Source organism: Marinospirillum alkalitolerans (assembly GCF_045055655.1).
Classification (GTDB): Bacteria; Pseudomonadota; Gammaproteobacteria; order Pseudomonadales; family Halomonadaceae; genus Marinospirillum; species Marinospirillum alkalitolerans.
Genome location: NZ_JBANFI010000004.1, coordinates 228,567 through 249,895, shown reverse-complemented (window position 1 = coordinate 249,895; position 21,329 = coordinate 228,567). Strand labels below are relative to the sequence as shown.

At 54.5% G+C, this 21,329-nt stretch carries 22 protein-coding genes; 10 read left to right on the top strand and 12 right to left on the bottom strand.

The window, feature by feature from the left end; translation table 11 throughout:
* Positions 1-21 precede the first annotated feature (21 nt).
* Both rng and V6U78_RS08075 read left to right on the top strand, forming a co-directional pair.
* On the top strand, positions 22-1,485 hold the full coding sequence (gene rng / locus V6U78_RS08080) for a ribonuclease G (protein ID WP_405339234.1): 1,464 nt from the start codon (positions 22-24) through the stop codon (positions 1,483-1,485).
* A 5-nt stretch (positions 1,486-1,490) separates the two neighbouring features.
* Positions 1,491-5,363: a YhdP family phospholipid transporter gene (locus V6U78_RS08075; protein WP_405339232.1), complete on the top strand. Its 3,873-nt coding sequence runs from the start codon at positions 1,491-1,493 to the stop codon at positions 5,361-5,363.
* Between the two features lie 123 nt (positions 5,364-5,486).
* On the opposite strand, the gene yjgA is transcribed toward V6U78_RS08075, so the two are convergent.
* The 11 genes from yjgA to V6U78_RS08020 all read right to left on the bottom strand — a co-directional run bounded on the left by yjgA (position 5,487) and on the right by V6U78_RS08020 (position 13,374).
* Positions 5,487-6,005, bottom strand: a complete 519-nt coding sequence (yjgA, locus tag V6U78_RS08070; RefSeq protein WP_405339230.1) for a ribosome biogenesis factor YjgA — start codon at positions 6,003-6,005, stop codon at positions 5,487-5,489.
* 4 nt (positions 6,006-6,009) lie between these two features.
* On the bottom strand, positions 6,010-6,279 hold the full coding sequence (locus V6U78_RS08065) for an HPr family phosphocarrier protein (RefSeq protein ID WP_405339228.1): 270 nt from the start codon (positions 6,277-6,279) through the stop codon (positions 6,010-6,012).
* Between the two features lie 48 nt (positions 6,280-6,327).
* Positions 6,328-7,188: an RNase adapter RapZ gene (gene rapZ, locus V6U78_RS08060; protein ID WP_405339226.1), complete on the bottom strand. Its 861-nt coding sequence runs from the start codon at positions 7,186-7,188 to the stop codon at positions 6,328-6,330.
* Positions 7,189-7,212: 24 nt separating this feature from the next.
* Complete coding sequence (ptsN, locus tag V6U78_RS08055; protein ID WP_405339224.1) at positions 7,213-7,683, bottom strand: PTS IIA-like nitrogen regulatory protein PtsN; 471 nt, start codon at positions 7,681-7,683, stop codon at positions 7,213-7,215.
* 20 nt (positions 7,684-7,703) lie between these two features.
* On the bottom strand, positions 7,704-8,009 hold the full coding sequence (gene hpf / locus V6U78_RS08050) for a ribosome hibernation promoting factor (protein ID WP_405339222.1): 306 nt from the start codon (positions 8,007-8,009) through the stop codon (positions 7,704-7,706).
* Between the two features lie 121 nt (positions 8,010-8,130).
* A complete protein-coding gene (locus V6U78_RS08045) occupies positions 8,131-9,651 on the bottom strand; it encodes an RNA polymerase factor sigma-54 (RefSeq protein ID WP_405339220.1) in 1,521 nt (506 codons plus the stop codon).
* Between the two features lie 299 nt (positions 9,652-9,950).
* Positions 9,951-10,694: an LPS export ABC transporter ATP-binding protein gene (gene lptB / locus V6U78_RS08040; protein WP_405339218.1), complete on the bottom strand. Its 744-nt coding sequence runs from the start codon at positions 10,692-10,694 to the stop codon at positions 9,951-9,953.
* Positions 10,694-11,218 carry a lipopolysaccharide transport periplasmic protein LptA gene (gene lptA, locus V6U78_RS08035; protein ID WP_405339216.1) on the bottom strand — a complete coding sequence of 175 codons (525 nt, stop codon included), beginning with the start codon at positions 11,216-11,218 and terminating at the stop codon, positions 10,694-10,696. Before lptA ends, lptB begins: the two co-directional genes overlap by 1 nt.
* The gene (lptC, locus tag V6U78_RS08030) at positions 11,215-11,829 is read right to left on the bottom strand and encodes an LPS export ABC transporter periplasmic protein LptC (protein WP_405339214.1); all 615 of its coding nucleotides are present in this window, start codon (positions 11,827-11,829) and stop codon (positions 11,215-11,217) included. The genes lptA and lptC overlap by 4 nt, the downstream gene beginning before the upstream one ends.
* Positions 11,829-12,374 carry a KdsC family phosphatase gene (locus V6U78_RS08025; RefSeq protein ID WP_405339212.1) on the bottom strand — a complete coding sequence of 182 codons (546 nt, stop codon included), beginning with the start codon at positions 12,372-12,374 and terminating at the stop codon, positions 11,829-11,831. Before V6U78_RS08025 ends, lptC begins: the two co-directional genes overlap by 1 nt.
* A gap of 25 nt (positions 12,375-12,399) precedes the next feature.
* Positions 12,400-13,374 carry a KpsF/GutQ family sugar-phosphate isomerase gene (locus tag V6U78_RS08020; protein WP_405339210.1) on the bottom strand — a complete coding sequence of 325 codons (975 nt, stop codon included), beginning with the start codon at positions 13,372-13,374 and terminating at the stop codon, positions 12,400-12,402.
* 115 nt (positions 13,375-13,489) lie between these two features.
* Between V6U78_RS08020 and V6U78_RS08015 the strand changes: the two genes are divergently transcribed.
* From V6U78_RS08015 to hisD, 8 genes are all read left to right on the top strand, one after another.
* Entirely contained in the window at positions 13,490-14,377 is an 888-nt protein-coding gene (locus V6U78_RS08015; protein ID WP_405339208.1) for an ABC transporter ATP-binding protein, read from the top strand.
* Positions 14,374-15,153 (top strand): lipid asymmetry maintenance ABC transporter permease subunit MlaE, encoded by a 780-nt coding sequence (gene mlaE, locus V6U78_RS08010; protein ID WP_405339206.1) that lies wholly within the window; start codon positions 14,374-14,376, stop codon positions 15,151-15,153. Before V6U78_RS08015 ends, mlaE begins: the two co-directional genes overlap by 4 nt.
* An 11-nt stretch (positions 15,154-15,164) precedes the next feature.
* On the top strand, positions 15,165-15,629 hold the full coding sequence (mlaD, locus tag V6U78_RS08005) for an outer membrane lipid asymmetry maintenance protein MlaD (RefSeq protein WP_405339204.1): 465 nt from the start codon (positions 15,165-15,167) through the stop codon (positions 15,627-15,629).
* A gap of 2 nt (positions 15,630-15,631) precedes the next feature.
* Entirely contained in the window at positions 15,632-16,288 is a 657-nt protein-coding gene (locus V6U78_RS08000; protein WP_405339202.1) for an MlaC/ttg2D family ABC transporter substrate-binding protein, read from the top strand.
* 199 nt (positions 16,289-16,487) lie between these two features.
* Positions 16,488-16,748 carry a BolA family protein gene (locus tag V6U78_RS07995; protein WP_405339200.1) on the top strand — a complete coding sequence of 87 codons (261 nt, stop codon included), beginning with the start codon at positions 16,488-16,490 and terminating at the stop codon, positions 16,746-16,748.
* Positions 16,749-16,757: 9 nt separating this feature from the next.
* Positions 16,758-18,020: a UDP-N-acetylglucosamine 1-carboxyvinyltransferase gene (murA, locus tag V6U78_RS07990; RefSeq protein WP_405339198.1), complete on the top strand. Its 1,263-nt coding sequence runs from the start codon at positions 16,758-16,760 to the stop codon at positions 18,018-18,020.
* 12 nt (positions 18,021-18,032) lie between these two features.
* Entirely contained in the window at positions 18,033-18,683 is a 651-nt protein-coding gene (hisG, locus tag V6U78_RS07985) for an ATP phosphoribosyltransferase (protein ID WP_405339196.1), read from the top strand.
* Between the two features lie 9 nt (positions 18,684-18,692).
* Positions 18,693-20,012: a histidinol dehydrogenase gene (gene hisD / locus V6U78_RS07980; protein ID WP_405339194.1), complete on the top strand. Its 1,320-nt coding sequence runs from the start codon at positions 18,693-18,695 to the stop codon at positions 20,010-20,012.
* A 122-nt stretch (positions 20,013-20,134) separates the two neighbouring features.
* On the opposite strand, the gene V6U78_RS07975 is transcribed toward hisD, so the two are convergent.
* A complete protein-coding gene (locus V6U78_RS07975; protein ID WP_405339192.1) occupies positions 20,135-21,283 on the bottom strand; it encodes a trypsin-like peptidase domain-containing protein in 1,149 nt (382 codons plus the stop codon).
* Positions 21,284-21,329 lie beyond the last annotated feature (46 nt).

Genomic DNA, 21,329 nt, shown 5'->3' with positions numbered 1-21,329 from the left:
GAAAGAGCTGGAGTCGAGTTAATGAGCGAAGAACTGCTGATCAATATCACCCCGATGGAAACCCGCGTTGCGCTGGTCGAAAACGGTGTGCTGCAAGAAGTCTATATTGAGCGAGTCCGTCGTCGTGGTATCGTCGGTAACATCTATTGCGGCAAGGTCGTGCGTGTTTTGCCCGGTATGCAGGCGGCTTTTGTCGATATCGGCTTGGATCGTGCCGCTTTTATCCATGTTGCTGAACTCACGCATCCCTTGCTGAGCAATCAAGAAGAGCCGAATATCGCGGCCTTGCTGCATGAAGGGCAGCGCTTGGTGGTTCAGGTTACCAAGGACCCCATAGGTACCAAGGGCGCACGCCTGACAACCCATCTTTCTTTGCCATCCCGTTATCTGGTTTATATGCCCAAGACCGCGCATGTTGGGGTGTCGCAGCGCATTGAGCAGCATGAAGAGAGAGAAAGACTCAAAGCTCTGGTCACTCAAGCCAGACAAGAGTTGCAGCTGGATGAGGCCAGTGGTTTTATCCTGCGCACCGCCGCCGAAGGGGCAGGCAGTGAAGAGGTGCTGGCGGATATTCATTTCCTGCACCGTGTCTGGTTGGCCGTGGAAAGACGCTTGGCGCGTGATCAGGGGATTCGCTGTGTGTATGAAGACCTGCCGCTTTTTATGCGCTCGATGCGTGATTTTGTACGTCCAGAGCTGGAGAAGATTCGCATCGATTCACGCGAGAATTATCAGCGCCTGCTGGAGTTTGTGCATGAGTTTGTCCCAGGGCTTGAAAGCAAACTCGAATACTACCCAGGCGAGCGGCCGATTTTTGATCTCTATAGCGTCGAAGATGAGATCCAAAAAGCCCTTGGGCGCAAGGTGCAGCTTAAGTGTGGTGGCTATCTGGTGATTGACCAAACTGAGGCCATGACCACGATAGATGTCAACACGGGTGCCTTTGTGGGGCATCGCAATCTTGAAGAAACCATCTTCAAAACCAATCTCGAAGCCGTTTCAGCCATCGTGCGCCAACTGCGTTTGCGTAATCTGGGTGGCATTATCATTATCGATTTTATTGATATGGACGATGCTGAACATCAGCGTCAGGTCCTGCGTTTGCTTGAGAAAAGCCTTGAGAAGGATCATGCCAAAACCAAGCTTTCTGGTGTGACTGAGCTAGGATTGGTGCAGATGACGCGCAAGCGTACGCGCGAGAGTCTGGAGCAGGTGATGTGTGAGCCCTGTTCCCTGTGTCAGGGTCGAGGCAGCCTGAAAACCGCTGAATCTGTCTGCTATGAAGTATTGCGTGATTTGCTGCGTGTTGATCGAGCCTATAGCGGTGAGGCCTATTTGGTCATGGCCAGTCAGGCTGTGGTTGATCGCTTCCTGGATGAGGATTCGGCCGCGATTGCGGATCTTGAGGCCTTTATTGGCAAGCCGATCCGCTTTCAGGTCGAAAGCCTTTACAGCCAAGAGCAGTTTGATATCGTGCTCCAGTAGGCGTTATGTCCCCCCTCGCCACGCGACGTCTTTTCTTTTACCTGCTGACACTGCCGCTTTGGTCAGCGGCTCTTCTGTTGATCCTCACCGCTCTGCTGGTGATCAGCCTGCGTGCAGTCTTCTATTTTAGCCATGCTTGGCAGGATGAGCTGCTAGAGCAGATTAACCAGCGCTTGGATGGCGAGCTGCAGGTCAGTCACTGGCAGCTGAGTTTAGAACAACTTAATCCGCGTTTGGATCTTCAGGGGCTGCTCTGGATCGAGCCAGATGGCGAGACCATCTTTGCCTTGCAAGATCTCACTTTAATCCTCGATACCTGGCAGAGCCTGATCACGCTAACGCCGCAGCTTAAAAAAGCCAGCATCACGGGTGTGGATTTCTATCTTGATGAATCCACCCAGGGCTGGCAGGGGCGTTTTCAAGCCGTGACAGAGCACAGAGAGGCAGAGTCAGATACTCTGTCAGAGGCCAGTCAGCGTGGACAAGCCATATTGGATTGGCTGCTGCGTCAAGGTGAGCTCGATCTACAGCAGCTCCATCTCCATCTCCAACCGTTGGATCACCCAGCACAAACGCTGGTCGCACAGAGTCTGCACTATCAAGCCTGGTCTGGCGGGCGCGAGCTGGAGTTCATACTCGATCTACCGCAGCTAGGCGATGATCAGCCGCGCTTGGTACTGACTGTCTTTGGTGATGCCTTTTCTGGTCGACCAGAGAAGCTGGAAGCCTACTTACGACTCCCGCAATTAGATCTGGCCGATTGGTTGGCTTTATGGCCAGAAGATTGGCCGCAGCCGCCTGCTGCACAGCGTGCTGAGTCTCTTGAGGCCTGGTTCCACTATGACCAAGGTGAGTGGCGGCTCCAGCTCCAGCTTGAGGGTTTGGTGATCACCGCACCTGAGGGAGCGACTTTGACTCTGGCGCATGCTGAGCTAGAAGCGCAGCGCCTAGCAGAGTGGCAACGGCTTGATTGGAAACTGCACGATCTGGTGCTGGATGCCGCACCGGCGGTTGATTGGTACGGATCGATTCAGCGTGATGCGCAGTGGATGACGCTGCGTCTGGAATCGCTTGAATTGAGCCTGATCGCGCCTTTTCTGCACCACTTTGCTCTGATGCCTGAAGCGCTGGACCCGCTGCTCAGCGATCTGGCACTCACGGGCCAGTTGCAGCAGCTGCTTTGGCAAGCACCGGCTGATCAGCTAGAGGACTGGACACTGAGTGCCACCTTGGATCAAGTGGGTGTGGCGGCTTGGGCTGGAGCCCCCGAGGCGCAGGGCGTTATTGGACAGCTGTGGGTGCGGCCTGATCAGGGCTGGGTTGATTTGCAAGGCGCGCCGCTGGTGTTTGGTTTTCCTCAGTTCTATAGCCGTAGCTGGCCGGTTGCCGCAGCATCAGGGCGAGTGGCCTGGCAGCAGCAGGAGGGTGGCTGGCAGGTGCTGGGGCGGCCATTGAGTGTCTTGCTGGCGGATGAAGACGAGTTAGAAGCAACGCAGGTGTCGGGTGAGTTTGCCCTTTTTATTCCCTCGGTCGGCGATCCGCATTTTTATTTGAATCTGGGCTTGGCCGAGGCACAGGCCGCTCAGTATGCTCGCTTGGTGCCGGGACGCCTATTGCCTGAGACCTTGATGGACTGGCTTGAGATGGGGATTCAAGGCGGTCGTGTGCGCCAAGGGGCCTATTTGATGAGTGGTCATCTTGGCGCTGGGCTGCCACTGACTGTGCAGCTGGCTCTGGATGTTGATCAAGTTGCATTACGCTTTGATGCTGATTGGCCTCAGGCTGAGCAGCTTGTGGGTCAGATCCGCTGGCGAGATGATCAGCTCAAGATAGACTTGCCACAAGGTCAGCTGGCGGGGGTCGATCTGGCGAATCTGCGCCTAGAGGGGCAATTAGAAGAAACTGGCCTGCTGCTGGATCTCCACGCGCAGTGGCAGGCTGATCTGGCTGTATGGCCCTGGTGGATGCAGGCCACACCCTTGCAGCAGTGGGTGCCAGAGCTGCTGACCCTGTGGCAGTATTCAGGCGCAGCAACAGGCGATTTTAGCCTGCAGCTGGATCTCGCTCAGCCGCAGGTTGTGACGGGGCTGCATCTTGATGCAGGGATTGAGGCTGCGCAGTTGGATTGGCCGGATCTGTCACTTCGGCTAGAGGCGATAGAAGGCAGGCTGGCCTTTGACTGGCATCAAGGACTTTCTAGTAGGGGCTTGAGCGCGCGCTGGGGTGAGGCGCCAGTGAGGGTTGATTTTGCAGGCCAGGACCCTTGGCTGCTCAACTGGACAGTGGATGATTTAGAGGTGGCCGCGCTGGCCGAGGCGCTTCAGCTGACGCCACCCGCAGGGCTTGAGGGCGCGACTTCTGCATCGGGCCAACTCATCTGGCGGCCACAACAGCTGGCGCTGACGGTGCAGAGTGATCTACAAGGCTGGCAATGGCTGGGGCCACTGGATTTTGCCAAGTCAGCGGACCAGACGCGGCCTCTGGCGCTGACGCTGGATTTGATTTCTGATCCTTGGCGTCTTGATCTTCAGCTGGGTGAAGATCTGGCTTTAGCGGCTTGGTTGAGTGGCGCACAACCCGCTCTGCACCTTGCCTGGTATGAGCACCAGCCTCAGCCAGCTGAGCTGGATCTGGCGGCAGGTCAGCTACAGGTATCGATTGAGCAGCCACGGATTGATCTTGCTGATTGGCAGGATCTTCTCCCCACTCTGATTGCAGAAGAAACAGCCGAAAGAACAGGCGAAGCACCGATGGCATGGCAGTATCGCCTGCAGGCTGCCTTAGGCCAACTCTGTTATCAGCAGCAGTGTCTGGAAGAAGTGCAGCTGGAGGCCGAGCAGCAGGCTGATTTATGGCGTGTGCGCTGGAGAGCAATCGAGACGGCAGGCGAGGCTTATCAGCTGATCCCGACTCAGCCGTGGCAGGTTGAGGTCGAGTTTGTGCATTGGCCAGAAATGCAGGCCGATCCCAGCGAGCCGTTGGCATGGGAACCAGGTGAACGGCGTGCCGCTTTGATGGCCGAAGCCGCTCCTGACCCTTGGGCTCATCTGGGCGCCTTGTCTCTTCCAGAGATGGATTTGACAGTGGACGATCTGCGTTGGGGTGTCAGGCGTTTTGGACGTTGGCAGGCTCAGTTGCGTCCTTTAAGCGCGACCGAAGGCTGGCAGATCGAAGCTCAGGCTCAGCTTGAAGCCAGTCGTTTTATCGGACATCTGCACTGGGATCGTGCACGAGAGCAAACGCAGTTTTCTTTGCAGCTCGCAGGAGAGGATATCGCGCCGGCACTGAGCGCCTTGCTGGCCCAACCCGCTAGTGTGACCAGTCGCCAGCATGATTTGAGTATGACTGGCCACTGGAGTGGCTCACCGGCTGCCTTTTCCTTGATGGCCTTGCAGGCCCAGCTGGGGGTTGATCTGCGTCAGGGGCGCTTCCCTCAGGTGGAGGGCGGTGCGCGTGAGGCCAGTCGTCTGCTGGCCTTGCTCAATCCGGTGCGGCTGCTCAGGCGTTTACAGCTCGATTTCTCAGATGTGACGGAGCAAGGCTTTGCCTATGAGCGGGTGCAAGGTCGTTATCGGCTGACAGAAGGCAGAGTGACCACTGAAACGCCCTTGGTGATGACCAGCGCGGTGCCGCGTTTGACCCTGAGAGGGGAGATAGATTTAATCGAGCGCACGCTGGATCAGGAAATGAGCTTGGTCTTGCCAGTTGGGCAAACCCTGCCTTTGGCGGCTGTTCTGGCCGGTGCGCCTCAGGTTGGGGTGGTCTTGTGGCTGGTGCAGCGCTCAGTTGGGGGGCTGCTGGATAATCTGAGCCAAGCCCACTATCGCATTACTGGGCCGTTAGCCGACCCAGATATTCGTTTGCAGCGCTTGTTTTAAGAGGCCTCTGATTAACTACTGCGCTCATTCGTCTGGAATGAATGCTGTCCTGACTTGCGCCCGTGACCTTGATCAGAGGTTCCTTAAATCGATTCACTCAGCTTAATGCTGACTGTGGCGGGTTTAAAGCGGCTGGGGTTTTTCGGCTAGATCGCGCAAAAGACGGAAGATTTTGCGTGCTTGCGCTGGAGGTTTGCCCTCGGCGCGTTCCTTGCGTGCGTTACGAATCAGCTGGCGTAGCAGCTGAACCTCACACTCAGGCCATAAGGCCACAAACTCCTGTAATGCGCTGTCCTCTGTGATCAGACGTTCGCGCCAGTGTTCAAGTTGTTGGAAATGCTGAGCATAGGCATCTGAGCTGGCATCAAAGCGATCGACTCCCAGCTGAATGCGTTCATGATCAGCCGAACGCAGCAGCTTACCTATGCGTTGCAGCAGGCGGCGTCGGGCTTCGTGAGAACTAATGCGATGATATTCGCGCAGGGTCTCAAGAAGCAGGTCATCCAGTGGTAATTGCTTGAGCTGCTCTTTATTTAAATCAAGCAGTTTTTTACCCAAATCTTGCAGGGCGAGGGCTTGGCGCTTGAGTTCACTCTTGCTCGGACCGGAGTCCTCATGGGTATCCTGCTGGGGGGCTGACATTGACTTAGTCTTCCTCATCAAATCGATCTAGTATCAGCTGCTCTAGCGCGTGCATAGCAGCTTGTTCGTCTTCGCCATCGGCACGCAGGCTGATTTCAGTGCCACAAGGGGCTGCCAGCATTAGCAGCTGCATGATGTTGCGTGTACTGGCAATCTTGTTATCAAGGCAGATTTCTGTTTTGGCGGCAAAGGGCTGGCAGCATTGTACAACCTTTGTCGCTGCGCGTGCATGGAGTCCGCGCTTATTGATCAGCGTGATTTTTTTTTCGATCATGATGTTCTTCGTACAAGGAGCGGACTTCATCGGCTCAGCTGGGCGCGTTTAGTGCGGGCCAGATGAGAGATCTCGGTGGCGTACTTTAACATCTGCATGTAAGGGTGCAAAGTCACGGCCAAGCTGTTCGGCCAGATAAACGGAGCGGTGTTGCCCCCCCGTACAGCCTATGCCCACCGTGATATAGCTACGGTTGCTATCGATATAGGGTTGCAGCCAGGTCTCGACAAAGGTGCGAATCGAGGCCTGCATGGCTTGGGTGGCCTCTTGTGCGGCGAGAAACTGCTGCACACGGGCATCTAGGCCGGTGAGTTCACGCAGGTTGACATCCCAGTAGGGGTTAGGCAGGCAGCGTACATCAAACAGCAGATCGGCATCCAAGGGAACGCCGCGCTTAAAACCAAAGGACTGAAACAACAGGGTCGTTGGCTGCTGCTTGGTCGAGCCCACCTGCTGGGTGATGCAGCTACGCAGCTCATGCACACTGAGACGGGTGGTATCAAAGGTGGTGCTGGCAAGACTGGCCAGTGGATCAAGTAAGCGCTGTTCTTCTTCTATTGCTTCGAACAGTGAAAGCTGCCCATCGCGCGTCAAGGGATGGCGACGCCGTGTCGCAGAAAAGCGCTCCATCAGCGTTTTGGCGCTGGCATTGAGATAAACCAGATGCCATTGAATACCAGTGAGGGCCAGCTCTTGTAGTAGGTCAGGAAAGGCGGCGAGATCGCTAGGGAGATTACGCGCATCAATACTCACGGCAAGACGGCTGAGTTGGTGCTGGTGCTGTTGCGCCAGTGGCATCAGTAGACTCGCAGGGAGGTTATCAATGGCATAATAACCCAGGTCTTCAAGTGCATGCAGGGCGGCGCTTTTGCCTGATCCTGAGCGACCACTAATAATCACTAGCTGCATCACGCGCCTCCCTTGAGTTCGATTCTACCCAGAGCTTGAGGCTTCCAGGGGTGAGGTAATCAGTTGATGGAGTTGTTCAGCGACATCTGTTTTACGCAATGCCTTGCGCAGGTCTTCATCGGAGAACTTTTGCGCGAGCTCTGCCAGAGTTTGCAAATGGGCTTCATTGGCTTCTTCTGGTACCAGCAGCACAAAAATAAGATCAACGGGTTGGCCATCGATGGCATCAAAATCAATTTTGTCGCGTAAACGAATAAAAGTGCCTACGGCTTCGGAGCAGTGGCGCATGCGACAGTGAGGCAAGGCAATGCCCTGCCCGATACCTGTACTGCCCAGTTTTTCGCGGGCAATGAGACTTGAAAAGACCTCCTCGGCATCCAGCTGTGGAATCTGCTGGGCGATAAAGCGGCTGAAGTATTCAAGAACTCGTTTTTTGCTCCCTCCAGGCACCCCTGCCAGGGTGCGCTCGAGGGTCAAGATATCATTAAGTGGCATATCGGGTAGGGCAGCAATAATTAGTGAGTGGCGCCTTGGAGGCGAGCCTGGTTCTTTTCTTTATGCTTGATCAACTGGCGATCCAGCTTGTCAACCAGCTGGTCGATAGCGGCATACATGTCTTCGGTTTCGCCGCTAGCGTGGATTTCTCCACCGGCCACATTGAGGGTCGCTTCAGCGATCTGACGGAGCTTATCGACAGTCAGTGTGACTTGCACATTGGTGATCTGGTCAAAATGACGTTCTAGCTTGGCAAATTTAGTTTCAACATATTCACGCAAGGCGTTAGTCAGTTCAACGTGATGTCCAGTGATGTTCATTTGCATAAGAAAGCTCCTTGTCTTGAGTAGCATGAGATTTCATTGTAACCCTTTTTCAATGAAAGCAAAGCCTTGCTGGTCGCTCAGGGGCTAAAAATATCGCTTGACAAAGTGTGGGATGAAGAGGCTATCCAAGGCGTTTGCGTTCACTGGAAGGAGGAATATTCATCGCTTCTCGATACTTGGCAATGGTTCGGCGCGCAATCTGGATACCGGCTTCAGCGAGCAGCTCTGCCAGTTTATTGTCAGAAAGGGGCTTCTTAGGTGGCTCATTGTTGATCAGCTTCTTCAGCATGGCGCGAATGGCCGTTGAAGAGGCCTCGCCTCCTTGGGCTGTTGCCACATGGCTGGAGAAGAAGTATTTGAGTTCAAAAATACCTTTAGGCGTGTGCATGTATTTTTGCGTGGTGGCGCGTGAAATCGTTGATTCATGCATGTCGATCGCCTGGGCGATATCGGCCAGAATCATTGGTTTCATATATTCTTCGCCATGTTCAAAGAACTCCTGCTGGCGCTCAACAATCTTGCTGCCGACCTTGAGGAGCGTCTCGCTGCGGCTTTGCAGGCTCTTGATCAGCCACTGGGCTTCTTTGAGATGTTCTTTAAGGTACACATTGGTCTCACTGTGATCAGCGCGGCGAATCAGGTCTGAGTAGCGGGATTGGATGCGTAGCTTAGGCTGGCTTTCAGGATTCAGCTCAACACGCCAGCCCAGTTCAGTCCGTGTGACCAGTAGATCTGGAATTACATACGCAGCGGGTTCGCTTTCGATTCTGCTGCCAGGGCGTGGATGAAGGGATTGGATCAGCTGAATGACTTGCTGGAGTTCAGCTTCACTGTTCAGGCGCAGGCGTCTTTGTAAAAAGCGATAATCACGATTGGCCAGCACCTCCAGATATTGATCAGTCAGGCGCAGAGCTGCGCTACGCCAAGGGGTATCGCTGGGGAGCTGCTCAAGTTGTAGCAACAGGCATTCGCGCAAATCGCGCGCGCCTACACCTGTGGGGTCAAAATGCTGGATGAGTTTCAGGACAGCTTGCACGTCTTCAAGCTCTAGGTCGCCCAGAAGATCCGGCTCCTGGATTTTGAGTGCCTCAGTTAAGGCAGCCAGGTCTTCAAGCAGATAGCCATCGCTGTTGATGCTATCGATCAGTGCCTCGCCAATCAGGCGATCAGGTTCGTGGTGGACATTCAGGTTGAGCTGCCAGAGCAGGTGATCCTGTAGACTGAGTGCTTGACTGTCGCTAGCATAGTCTTCTCGATCTTCTTCCATCTGCGCTGAACTGGAGCCGCTGCTTTCAGGTGTGTAGATGTCATCCCAAACGGTATCGATCTCCAGCTCTTGAGGGATGCTGGTTTCCTGCCAGTCATCCTGAGCAGCGTGATCTACTTCTCTTTCTCTGCTGGATTCATCTGAGGCGCTGTCTTGGTGGTGGCTGGCCGTGTCCTCGAGTGGGCTGCTGGCTGCGGGTGTGTCATCCAGTTCTTGCTCTTCGAGTTCGAGTAGCGGATTAGACTCCAGTGCCTGCTGGATTTCTTGTTGTAAATCCAGCGTCGAGAGTTGTAGCAGATAGATGGCCTGCTGCAACTGAGGTGTGATGACAAGGCTTTGTGAAAGATTGAGTCCAAGACTGGGTTTCATCGACATAGTGCCCTAAACCTAAAAGCAAGAGGAAAGGTGGCTGCCTCAACAACCAAGCCATCTCTGTCGCCACTGAGGTCGGGCGTCAGAGGGTTTTTATCAGAGCGGGTCAACAAAAGGGTGCTAAGAGCGCTTAAATGACCAGATCTGCAGCGATTCAGGGTTGCTGGTTGGCGCTGAATCGACTCCGAGGGCCAGCATAGCAATTATTATGCCATTCGCTCAAGTGTTTTAAAGTCTGCGCTGTTCACAAGAGCGCTTCAGGTTGGTTGGAAAGAGAGCTTCAGGTTGGTTGGAAAAGGAGCCTAAGCCTTGAAACCCTCGCCCAGATAAACGCGGCGCACATCTGGATGGTGAAGAATCTGCTCGGCATTGCCTTCTGCAATAATGCGCCCTTCACTGACAATGTAAGCCCGTTCGCAGATTTCGAGTGTTTCGCGGACATTGTGATCGGTGATCAAAACGCCGATGTTTCTGGCTTGCAGCTGGCGAATAATGCCCATGATTTCTGCAACCGAGATAGGATCAACACCGGCAAAGGGCTCGTCTAGCAGGATGAAATCTGGCTCATTGGCCAGAGCGCGGGCAATTTCAACACGCCGCCGCTCTCCGCCAGAGAGGCTCATGCCTTTGCTGTGGCGAATATGGGTGATGGAGAACTCTTCTAGCAGCTGATCGGCGAGCTGCTGGCGTCGTGCTGGGCTGAGCTCTTTGCGCAGTTGCAGGATGGCCAGTAGGTTCTGCTCGACGGTTAGCTTACGAAAGATCGAGGCTTCCTGAGGGAGATAGCCCAAACCAACACGGGCGCGTCCATGCATCGGCAGCGCGGTAATATCCTGCTGATCCAGCCTCACTTGTCCGCCATCGGCTTTCACCAGGCCAACAATCATATAAAAAGAAGTGGTTTTGCCTGCCCCGTTAGGACCAAGCAGGCCAACGATTTCGCCTTGCTGTACTTCAAGGCTGATATCGCGTACCACGGGACGCTTTTTATAGCTTTTTTGTAGATGTTGAGCGCTGAGGCGCTTGCGGGATGCTGGTTTGGACATTAGGGGTTCTCACGGCGCTGAGGAGTGAGGATGATCTCGACACGGGAATCCGAGCTGGATTCAGGCAGCTGTTCGGCTTGTAGATCTTGGGTGGTGAGGTGATAAATCAGGCGGTGGCCTTGAAAGCTATCCTCACCTTGAATTAAACGTGCACGCCCGGTCAGGGTGATGGTTTCGGCGGCTGGGTGATAGTCTATCACTTCAGCCCAAGCCTCAACGATGGGCTGGTCGAGCTGGGGTTGATCGCGCATATAGGCCAAGGGGGTCTGACCTTCGGCGATGGCCTGCTCTAGCTCGCCTTGGGGTCCGCGAATTAAACGCAGGGTGCTGGCTTCGATCTTGAGTTCACCCTGTGTCACTTCGACTGTACCGCGATAGGTGGCTGTTTGTGTGTGCTGCTGCCACTCCATCTGCTGCGCTTGGACACGAATCGGTGCTTCTCGGTCTTCAGGCAGGGCTAGGGCATGGCTGGCGAGCAAGCTGAGGCTGAGTGTCCAAGCCAGATGTCGTGCAAAAAGGATCATGGTGCAAAGTCCTCGGTCGTTGTTGGCAGGATGAGATACTCACCCTCAACAGCTTGTAAAAGTTGCAGATGGCCCTGTTCTAAATCAGCCTCAAGGCCAATAGCAAGGGTCTGCCCAGCTTGGCTGATCAACGCGACAGGATCGGGAGTCCAAGCGCGTTGGGCCGCCTGATCGATCCAAAGACGTTCGGTCAGCAGGCTGGGTTGATAGGGGGAGTTGGCTTCTTCGGGGGCGAGTTCAACAGCCTCAGTAAGGAGAAGTTGCTCCTGCTGCCATGTGCCGTGCTCGGCGCGCCATGTCCAGCGATCTGAGCCTGCGCGATAGCTGCCTCGGGGTTGTGACATCAGCAGGTGCTGCTCACTGTACTGGATGGCTTGCGCGGCATAGGCCTGCTGCTCAAGTTGCCCTATCGCATCAAACTGGCGCAGCTGGAGCTGCTCGATCACGGCCTCGGGTTCACCCTGTTGATCAGGCAGCTGTGCTCTTTGCAGTGTGGTTTCTTGGCGCTGGGTGATCCAGACCAACAACAAGCCAAGCAGCAGCAAGCCTGCCAGCCCAAAGGTTTTTTGCCATGCTGCTGAGCGGAAGCCCGCTGCAAACTGAAAACCCATTAGCTCAGTGTATTGTAAAGGTAGTGATGTAAGCAGGCTGTCCAGGTGCCTTGAGCCTGCATGATCAGATCGCAGAGTTCGCGAACAGCACCCTGACCACCCGCGCGCTGGGTCACATAGTCGCTATGCTGCTGCATATAGCTGGGGGCGTTGCTGACGGTGGCACCAAAACCGGCTTTTTTGATCGCAGAGAGATCGGGAAGATCATCGCCGCAATAGCCAACCTGCTGCCAGCTGAGACCCAGTTGCTCGCGCACTTGATTGAGCGCAATCAGCTTGTCTTCACGGCCTTGCTGTAAATGGGTGATGCCAAGCGAAGCCGCTCTTTGGGCGACCAGTGTGGATTGACGCCCCGTAATAATAGCCAGTTCAACCCCGCTGGCTTGCAGCAGCTTAAGACCCTGGCCGTCTTGCGTGTTGAAGCCTTTGAGTTCTTCGCCCTGATTGCCGAAATAGAGTGTGCCATCGGTGAGCACGCCATCGACATCGAGTGCCAGAAGGCGCAAAGGGCGAAGTTTTTCTAGAACGCTGGCTGAAGAATCCATGAGGCTCCTGTTGTGCTTGATCAGTTTAAATCACACCGGCTTTTAAAAGGTCGTGCATGTTCAGTGCGCCCACCAGCTGCTGTTGTTGATTGACAACAGGCAAGGCGCTGATTTTGTTCTCTTCCATAACATGTACGGCCTCTGCAGCCAGCTGCTCTGGATACACGCGTTTGCCTTCTGGCGTCATCACCTGATCCACACGAGTCTGATGCAGATCCAGTGACAGGTCGAGAACACGGCGTAAATCGCCATCGGTAAAGACACCTAGCAGTTGATTCTGTTCGTTGGTGACGCAGGTAAAACCCAGTCCGGTTCGCGTGATTTCCAGCAAGGCTTCGCGCAGGCTGGCCTGCGGCAGAACGCGCGGCACCTGCTGATCTTGATGCATGATATCCGCAACGCGCAGCAGCAAGCGTCGACCAAGGCTGCCACCAGGATGCGAGAGAGCAAAGTCATCTGGGCCAAAACCTCGCGCTTCGAGCAGGGCAATGGCGAGGGCATCCCCCAAAGCCAGCGTTGCTGTTGTGCTCGATGTGGGTGCGAGATTCAGAGGGCAGGCTTCGCGGCTAATGCTGGCATTTAAGTGTAAGGTGGCCTCGCGCGCGAGTGTGGAGTAGGGCGCGCCAGTGATGCTGATAATCGGAATGCCAAGACGCTTGAGTAGCGGCAGCAGCGAGGTGACTTCCTGTGTTTCACCTGAGTTGGAGAGGGCCAGCACAGCATCTTGACGCGTCACCATGCCAAGGTCACCATGGCTGGCTTCGCCTGGATGCATGAAAAAAGCAGGTGTGCCTGTGCTGGCGAGAGTGGCTGCAATTTTATTGCCAATATGGCCAGATTTGCCCATGCCGGTCACAATCACGCGGCCGGTTAATCCAAGCAGGAGGTCGCAAGCTTGATCGAACTGGTGATCCAGTTGTCCAAGCTGTTCCTGCAGCGCCAGAATCTCAAGTTCTAAAGTGCGTCTTGCTGAATCTAAGTGTTTCTTGGTCATGGTCATTACTTATGCGGGCAGTGTGGCATGAGGCAGAGAAGATGCGCTGCACAACGCCTCTTTGTGAATGCGTTGAATCCAGCTAGTATACCTTTTTTACGCCTGAGGATGGAGTCCTAAAATGAGTGATTCAAGTCGAACAGCTGAGCGTGATCCGCAGTTGGCTCCCCTGTCGGTTGATGCCCTTCCTCAGCCTGTGGTGGAAGTGGCCGGTGTCAGTTTTAGTCGAGGCACCCAGGTTATTTTTTCACAGCTCAATCTTCAGATCCTACCTGGCCAGATCACCGCAATCATGGGGCCCAGTGGTACAGGTAAAACCACGCTGCTTAAATTGCTCGGTGGGCAACTGCAACCTGAGGCAGGCAGTATTCGGGTTTTTGGGCAGGATGTGGCGCACTTATCGCGTTCGGCGCTTTTTGCGTTGCGCAGCCGTATGGGGATGTTGTTTCAATCTGGGGCCTTGTTCACGGATATGAGCGTTTTTGAGAATGTGGCCTTTCCACTGCGTGTGCATACTCAGGATACGGAAGAGCAGATTCGGCAAAGGGTGCTGGCTAAGCTACATGCGGTGGGTTTGCGTGGGGCCTCAGATTTAATGCCCTCTGAACTTTCTGGTGGTATGACGCGTCGTGTTGCCTTGGCGCGTGCAATCGTGCTGGACCCCGAGCTATTAATGTATGATGAGCCTTTTGTGGGGCAGGATCCTATCTCGATGGGGGTGCTGGTCAAGCTGATCAAAAGCCTGAACCAAGAGCGACGCCTGACCTCGATTATCGTTTCACATGATGTGCATGAAACCCTGAGTATTGCGGATCAGGTCTATCTTTTGGCAGGTGGCCGAGTCATTGCTTCAGGCTCACCTCAGGATTTATTGGCTTCTACTGATCCCAGTGTGCAGCAGTTTATTCACGGCCTGCCAGATGGGCCAGTGCCCTTTCATTACCCAGAAGAACCCGCAGGTGTTGCGGATAAGGCATCTGATGCTTTGATGAAGGAGACCAGTCTTTGATCGCGTTTCTTGCCCAGCTTGGGCGCTCAACCCTCGCGCTTTTAGCCGCTTTGGGGCGTTCAAGCCTCTTTTTGTTTTATTCCTTGTGGGGCTGGCCTAGCCGTCAAGGTGCCCGTTTGCTGGTGCAACAGCTCTACAGCGTTGGTTTCTTATCGCTGATCATTATTTTGGTCTCGGGGCTTTTTATTGGCATGGTGCTGGCGCTACAAGGCTATACCATATTGGTTGATTTTGGTGCCGAGCAGGCCTTGGGACAGATGGTGGCCTTGAGCTTGACACGCGAGCTGGCGCCTGTTGTTGCCGCCTTGCTCTTTGCCGGTCGTGCTGGTTCGGCCCTGACGGCTGAGATCGGCTTGATGAAAGCCACGGAGCAACTTTCGAGTCTGGAGATGATCGGGGTTGATCCGCTGAAACGCATTATTGCGCCTCGCCTGCTGGCCGGCTTGATCAGTCTGCCCTTATTAACGCTGATCTTTGCTACTGTTGGTGTCGGTGGCGGATGGCTGGTCGGTGTTGATTGGCTGGGCGTGGATGCCGGAGCCTTCTGGAGTAATATGCAGGCCGCTGTTGATTTTCGTCAGGATGTCTTAAATGGAATGATCAAAAGCCTGGTGTTTGCTTTTGTGGTGACCTGGATCGCTGTTTTTCAGGGTTATGATCTGTTGCCTACCTCGGAAGGGATCAGTCGTGCCACGACCAAAACAGTGGTTTATTCCTCGCTGGCCATTCTCGGCCTGGATTTTATTTTAACTGCCTTGATGTTTGCTCAGATTTAATGGAGAAGAGAATGCGCCAACAGATCAAAGTTGAAGTCGCTGTCGGGAGTCTGGTGCTCTGTGGTGTGCTCGCCTTGGTGTTTATGGCTTTGAAAGTCAGCGGATTAACGCTCGATACCGCGCGCCAAGATTTTCAAGTTGAAGCCTATTTTGGTGATATTGGGGGATTAAAGCCGCGCTCTAAAGTCACCCTAGCTGGCGTGGCTGTTGGGCGGGTGGTCAGTATTGATCTGGATGAGCAGTGGTTTGAAGCGCGTGTTGTGCTGGCGCTGGATGCGCGTTTACGCGATCTGCTCAGTGAAGACACGGCCGCCGCTATTCAAACAGCAGGCTTGCTAGGTGATAACTATATCAGCCTGACCCCTGGTGTCGAAGAGGCACGCTTACAGCCAGGTGGCGTGATACGCGATACCCAATCGGCCCTGATTTTAGAGCAGTTGATCAATCAGTTTATTAGCGGATCTTTAGGAGATTAATGATGATGCTGAACAAGCCGTGGCGGCGCTGGGTTGCTGCCTTGCTGCTGATGTTCTTTGCTGGCGTCGCGCAGGCTGGGTCTCTCGCACCTTATCAGGTGGTTGAGCGGGGTGTGCAAGCTATTACGGCCGCTTTTGAGGCAGAAAGCCCTTATTTTGAAACGCAGCCAGAGCGGCTTTTTGAGGCACTCAATAGCGCGATGGAGCCCTATGTGGACTTTCGTCAGATCAGTCTGCGCGTCATGGGCGGGCGTTATGTGCAGGCGGCCACCCCCGCTCAGCGAGATCGCTTTGCTGAGGTCTTTCAGGACTCGCTTGTGCGCACCTTTGCACGCGGTCTAATGACTTTTGATTATCGTGAATTTGATCTGGATATCACCCCGCGTCCGCCGCGCTATGAAGATCAAGACCATGTTGATGTGATGGTTGTCGGCCGCGATGGCCAGCGCTATCCAGTGGTGTTTACGCTCCGCCAGCGCGATGGTGAATGGAAGGTCATCAACTTGATTGTCAACGGGGTTAATCTGGGGCTCACACTGAATAGCCAGTTTGATCGTGCCATGCGTGAGCAACGCCGCAACTTTGATCGTGTGATCGCCCAGTGGAGTGTTGAAGGTGTGATCGAGGAGCTAGAAGAGCAAATACAGCAGCAGCCCTGAATAAGCGGTTTTTTGAGATCTCTCCGAGGGTTAAGGCTGCTCGTGAGGGTGTTTTCAGTTATTATGCTGACATTCGCTGCATTGTGTCATCCGCTCTGCCCTGCGTGGGCAGGCATGGGCACAAAAGGCGTTGTAGATCAAAAGACCTGAGAGACACGTTGCGCCCTGCTTTAATCAGGGCATGAAAGAGGAAAACCCGATGCAAGCTCAAGAGTTAAAAGCCCTGTTAGAAAGTCGTCTGCCAGAATGTGAATTTGTTGTGAAAGGCGATGATGGTCGTCATTTCGAAGTGATCGCCATAGGTGAGGTTTTTGCCAGCTTGCCCAGTCCGGTGAAAAAACAGCAGTTGGTTTTTTCTGCCTTAAGTGAAGAGTTTGCCAATGACACCTTGCATGCTATGGCACTCAAAACGATGACGCCTGAGCAGTGGAGTCAGGTCAAAGATCTTCAAGTCGGTTAAGGCAGGTTCATGGATAAATTAAAGATACAAGGTGGTGCGCCCCTGCAGGGAGAAGTCTGGATCTCAGGCGCGAAAAACTCAGCCCTGCCTATTCTTGCTGCCAGCCTGTTAGTCGATGGTCCGGTCTCGATCGGCAATTTGCCGCACCTGCATGATATCACCACCATGATTGAACTCTTGGGTGGCATGGGTGTGCAGGCGGTGGTGGATGAGAAGATGTCGCTGGAGTTAGATGCCAGCCATGTCGATCGTTGCATTGCACCTTATGAGCTGGTGAAAACCATGCGGGCCTCGATACTGGTGCTAGGTCCCTTGATGGCCCGTTTTGGCCATGCTGAGGTCTCCTTGCCGGGTGGTTGTGCGATTGGAAGCCGGCCTGTGAACCTGCACTTGAATGGCCTCAAGCAGATGGGAGCAGAGATTCGTGTCGAAGAAGGCTATATTCGCGGCCAGATCAACGGGCGTCTGCAAGGCGCGCGTATCGTCTTTGATGTGGTGACCGTCACCGGCACTGAGAACCTGATGATGGCTGCTGTACTGGCAGAAGGCACCACCGTGCTCGAAAACGCAGCACGTGAACCTGAAGTGGTCGATCTGGCTGAATTTTTGAACGCCATGGGCGCGAAGATCAGCGGTCAGGGCACAGATACCATCACCATCGAAGGTGTCGAGGCGCTCCAAGGTTGTCATTATGATGTGATCTCGGATCGGATCGAAGCGGGTACTTTTTTGGTGGCAGCAGCGGCAACGCGTGGTCGCATTAGAATCAAGCAAACTCGGACGGATATTCTCGATGCGGTGCTCGCCAAGCTCAAAGAAGCGGGTGCCAAAATCACCCTGGGCGATCAATGGATCGAACTGGATATGGAAGGCCGTCGCCCTCAAGCCGTCAGTATTAAAACAGCACCCTATCCAGCCTTTCCAACCGATATGCAGGCTCAGTTTATGGCCTTGAATGCAGTGGCAGAAGGGACGGGCACCGTGGTGGAAACCATCTTTGAAAACCGCTTTATGCATGTGCAGGAAATGCTGCGCATGGGTGCGGATATTCAGGTTGAAGGCAATACTTCGGTAGTCAAGGGGGTGGATCGTCTGACTGGTGCACCGGTGATGGCAACCGATCTGCGTGCCTCAGCCAGTCTGGTGATTGCAGCGCTGGTGGCGGAAGGCGAGACACTGGTCGATCGCATCTATCACATTGATCGCGGCTATGAATGTATCGAAGAAAAGCTGATGCTGCTCGGTGCCAAAATTAAACGTGTCGCCAGTTAAGCGAGGAAAAGCATGTCACCTACACTCACCCTCGCGCTGTCTAAAGGCCGTATTCTTGATGATACTCTTCCTTTATTGGCAGCCGCGGGTATTGAACCTGCAGAAGATATTAAAAAAAGTCGTAAACTGGTTTTTGAAACCAACCTGCCCGGTGTGCGTCTGCTGATTTTGCGTGCCACGGATGTGCCGACCTATGTCGAGCTCGGGGCAGCCGATCTGGGTGTCTCAGGTAAGGATGTTCTGATGGAGCAGGGCAGTGATGGTATCTATGAGCCCTTGGATCTCAAGATTGCTTCCTGCCGCCTGATGACCGCAGGTTTGAAGGGCGTCGCCCAGCCACAGGGTCGCCGTCGTGTGGCGACTAAGTTTGTGAAGCTTGCCAAGCGCTGGTATGCCGAGCAAGGCATACAAGTGGATCTGATCAAGCTCTATGGTGGTATGGAGTTGGCACCGCTGATGGGCTTGGCTGATGAGATCGTGGATATCGTGGATACGGGCAACACCTTGGTGGCCAATGGTTTAGAGCCCCGAGAGTTTATTGCTGATATTTCATCGCGCCTGATCGTGAATAAGGCCTCGATGAAAATGAAATATCAGTCCATCCAACCCCTGCTGGACCGACTCAGAGAAGCGGTTGAGCAGAGAGCCTTGGCTCACAGTTAGAGGAACGCCATGACTGACTCACTTGATTTGCGCCGTTTAGTGGCCTCGGCTGCTGATTTTGATGCCACTTTAGATGCACTGCTGGCCTGGGAAGGCGTCTCGAATGACCAGGTTCAAGGTCGTGTCGAGCAGATTATTGATCGTATTCGCCATCAAGGTGATGCGGCTCTGGTGCAATTAACCCAAGAGCTGGATCGTCATCCTGCAACAGAAATGAGTGCGCTTGAAGTTCCGCAGTCTGCGCTGGAAGCGGCTTTTCATGGCTTACCTGCACCAAGACGCGCGGCATTAGAAGCGGCAGCAAAAAGAGTGACCGCCTACCATCAACGTCAAAAGCAGGACTCCTGGTCCTACACAGAAGCGGATGGCACGATGCTGGGTCAGCAGGTGATGCCACTGGATCGTGTGGGTGTTTATGTGCCAGGAGGGAAGGCGGCTTATCCCTCGTCTGTCTTGATGAATGCTCTGCCCGCTGCGGTTGCAGGCGTTAAAGAAATCATTATGGTAGCACCAGCGCCTGGTGGAGAGTTGAATCCGCTGGTGCTGGCTGCAGCCTGGTTGTGCAAGGTGGATCGCTTTTTTGCCATTGGCGGTGCGCAGGCTGTTGCGGCGCTGGCTTATGGTACTGAAACCGTCCCCCGTGTCGATAAAATTGTCGGTCCAGGCAATATCTATGTCGCCACAGCCAAGCGTGCGGTTTTTGGTCAGGTGGGGATAGATATGATCGCTGGCCCATCTGAAATTCTGGTGGTGGGTGATGGGCAGACCAATCCAGACTGGATCGCGATGGATCTGTTTTCTCAGGCTGAGCATGATGAAGAAGCGCAATCTATTCTCGTCAGCTGGGATGCATCATGGCTGGATCAGGTTGAAGCCAGTATTCGTCGCTTACTGCCGACGATGGAGCGTGCGGAGATCATTCGTGCTTCGCTGGAAGCACGCGGTGCTTTGATTCAGGTGGACTCACCTGAGCAGGCCATTGAGATGATTAACCGTATCGCACCTGAGCATTTGGAGCTTTCAGTCGCCGACCCGCATAGCTGGTTGCCACAGATTCGCCATGCTGGTGCGATCTTTATGGGACGCTACACGGCAGAAGCCATAGGTGATTACTGTGCTGGGCCGAACCACGTGCTGCCAACTTCAGGCACTGCACGTTTTTCTTCACCCTTAGGAGTGTATGACTTCCAGAAGCGCTCATCCTTGATCTTCTGCTCACCTGAAGGGGCAGATCATCTTGGACGGATTGCGGCTGAATTGGCCGAAGGTGAGTCTCTGACCGCCCATGCGCAATCAGCGCGCTACCGTGTGCGTGAAGCCCAGCCATAAAGGCCTCTTTGCTTGGGCCGTCCTTGTAGAAAACGCTGCCGAGTGCGGCGTTTTCTTTTTCTGGGGGCACGGGTCGCTCAGTTGGGTGCGTGGCGTTCTGTTTTCTATTCACCAATCGGGTGTTAATTGGCGTGAGCTGGGGCACTGGCGGGGCGCTGGCCCACTTCGGCCTCGACAGAGAAGGCCTCGCCATCCCGTTCTAGTGCGAGGGTGACTCGCGTGCCTGGGCGCAGGCGGGCAAGATCATTAATAACGCGGCGTGCGCTGCGTACAGATTCACCGTTCAGTTGGAGTAAACGATCACCAGGTAGTGCACCGGCCTGATGGGCAGGGCCATTGCGCAACAGGCCGTTAATCATCAGGCCGCGATGGGTTTCCTGTAGATCCATGCCGAGCCAGCCGCGCACCACATAACCCTCATTAATCAAATCCAGCATGATCTGCTGTGCCTGCTGTGAGGGAATAGCAAAGCCTATGCCTTGTGAGCCGCCTGTGCGTGAGAAGATAGCTGTATTGATGCCGAGTAGCTGACCATAGGGGTTGATTAAGGCACCACCTGAGTTGCCTGGGTTGATGGCCGCATCGGTTTGGATAAAGTCTTCATAGGTATTGATACCCAGGCTGTTGCGCCCTAGCGCACTCACTATCCCTTGTGTCACTGTCTGCCCGACACCAAAAGGATTGCCGATCGCCAGCACGACATCACCAACTTGGAGCGTATCCGATGAGGCGAGGCTGATCGCGGGCAGGGCATCGAGATCAATCTTGACGACAGCTAGATCAGAATCAGGATCACTGCCAATAATGCGTGCAAAGGCTTCACGGCCATCCTGGAGTGCGACGCGAATCTCGCTTGCATTTTGGATCACATGATGGTTCGTCAGGATATAGCCTTCGCTGCTGACCAGCACGCCAGAGCCGAGGCTTGATTGCATGCGCTGCTGGCGCGGAATATGATCTGGCCCATAAAAGCGCTGGAGAAAAGGGTCGTTAAAAAGAGGATGCAGGGGCTGCTCAATACGGACAGTGCTATAGATATTGACCACCGCAGGGGCGGCCAAACGTACGGCTTCCGCATAGGAGACTGGGCCTTGCTGGCGGGGTAGCTGCAAGGGCGCGCTTGCCCGTACTTCGGCAACCCGTTCGGTTGCTTCGCTTGCGCCAGGGTGTATAGTCTCAGCCAGCCAGGGAAAGGCTTGCAGCAGGAGTGCGGCAAGCAGCAGGCCGCTGACAATCGGCCATATGAGCTGGGGTCTTAAGAGGCGGCGCATGATGGGTTCCTTTGGGCTCGTCCTGCAGGGTCAAAACGTTATGATG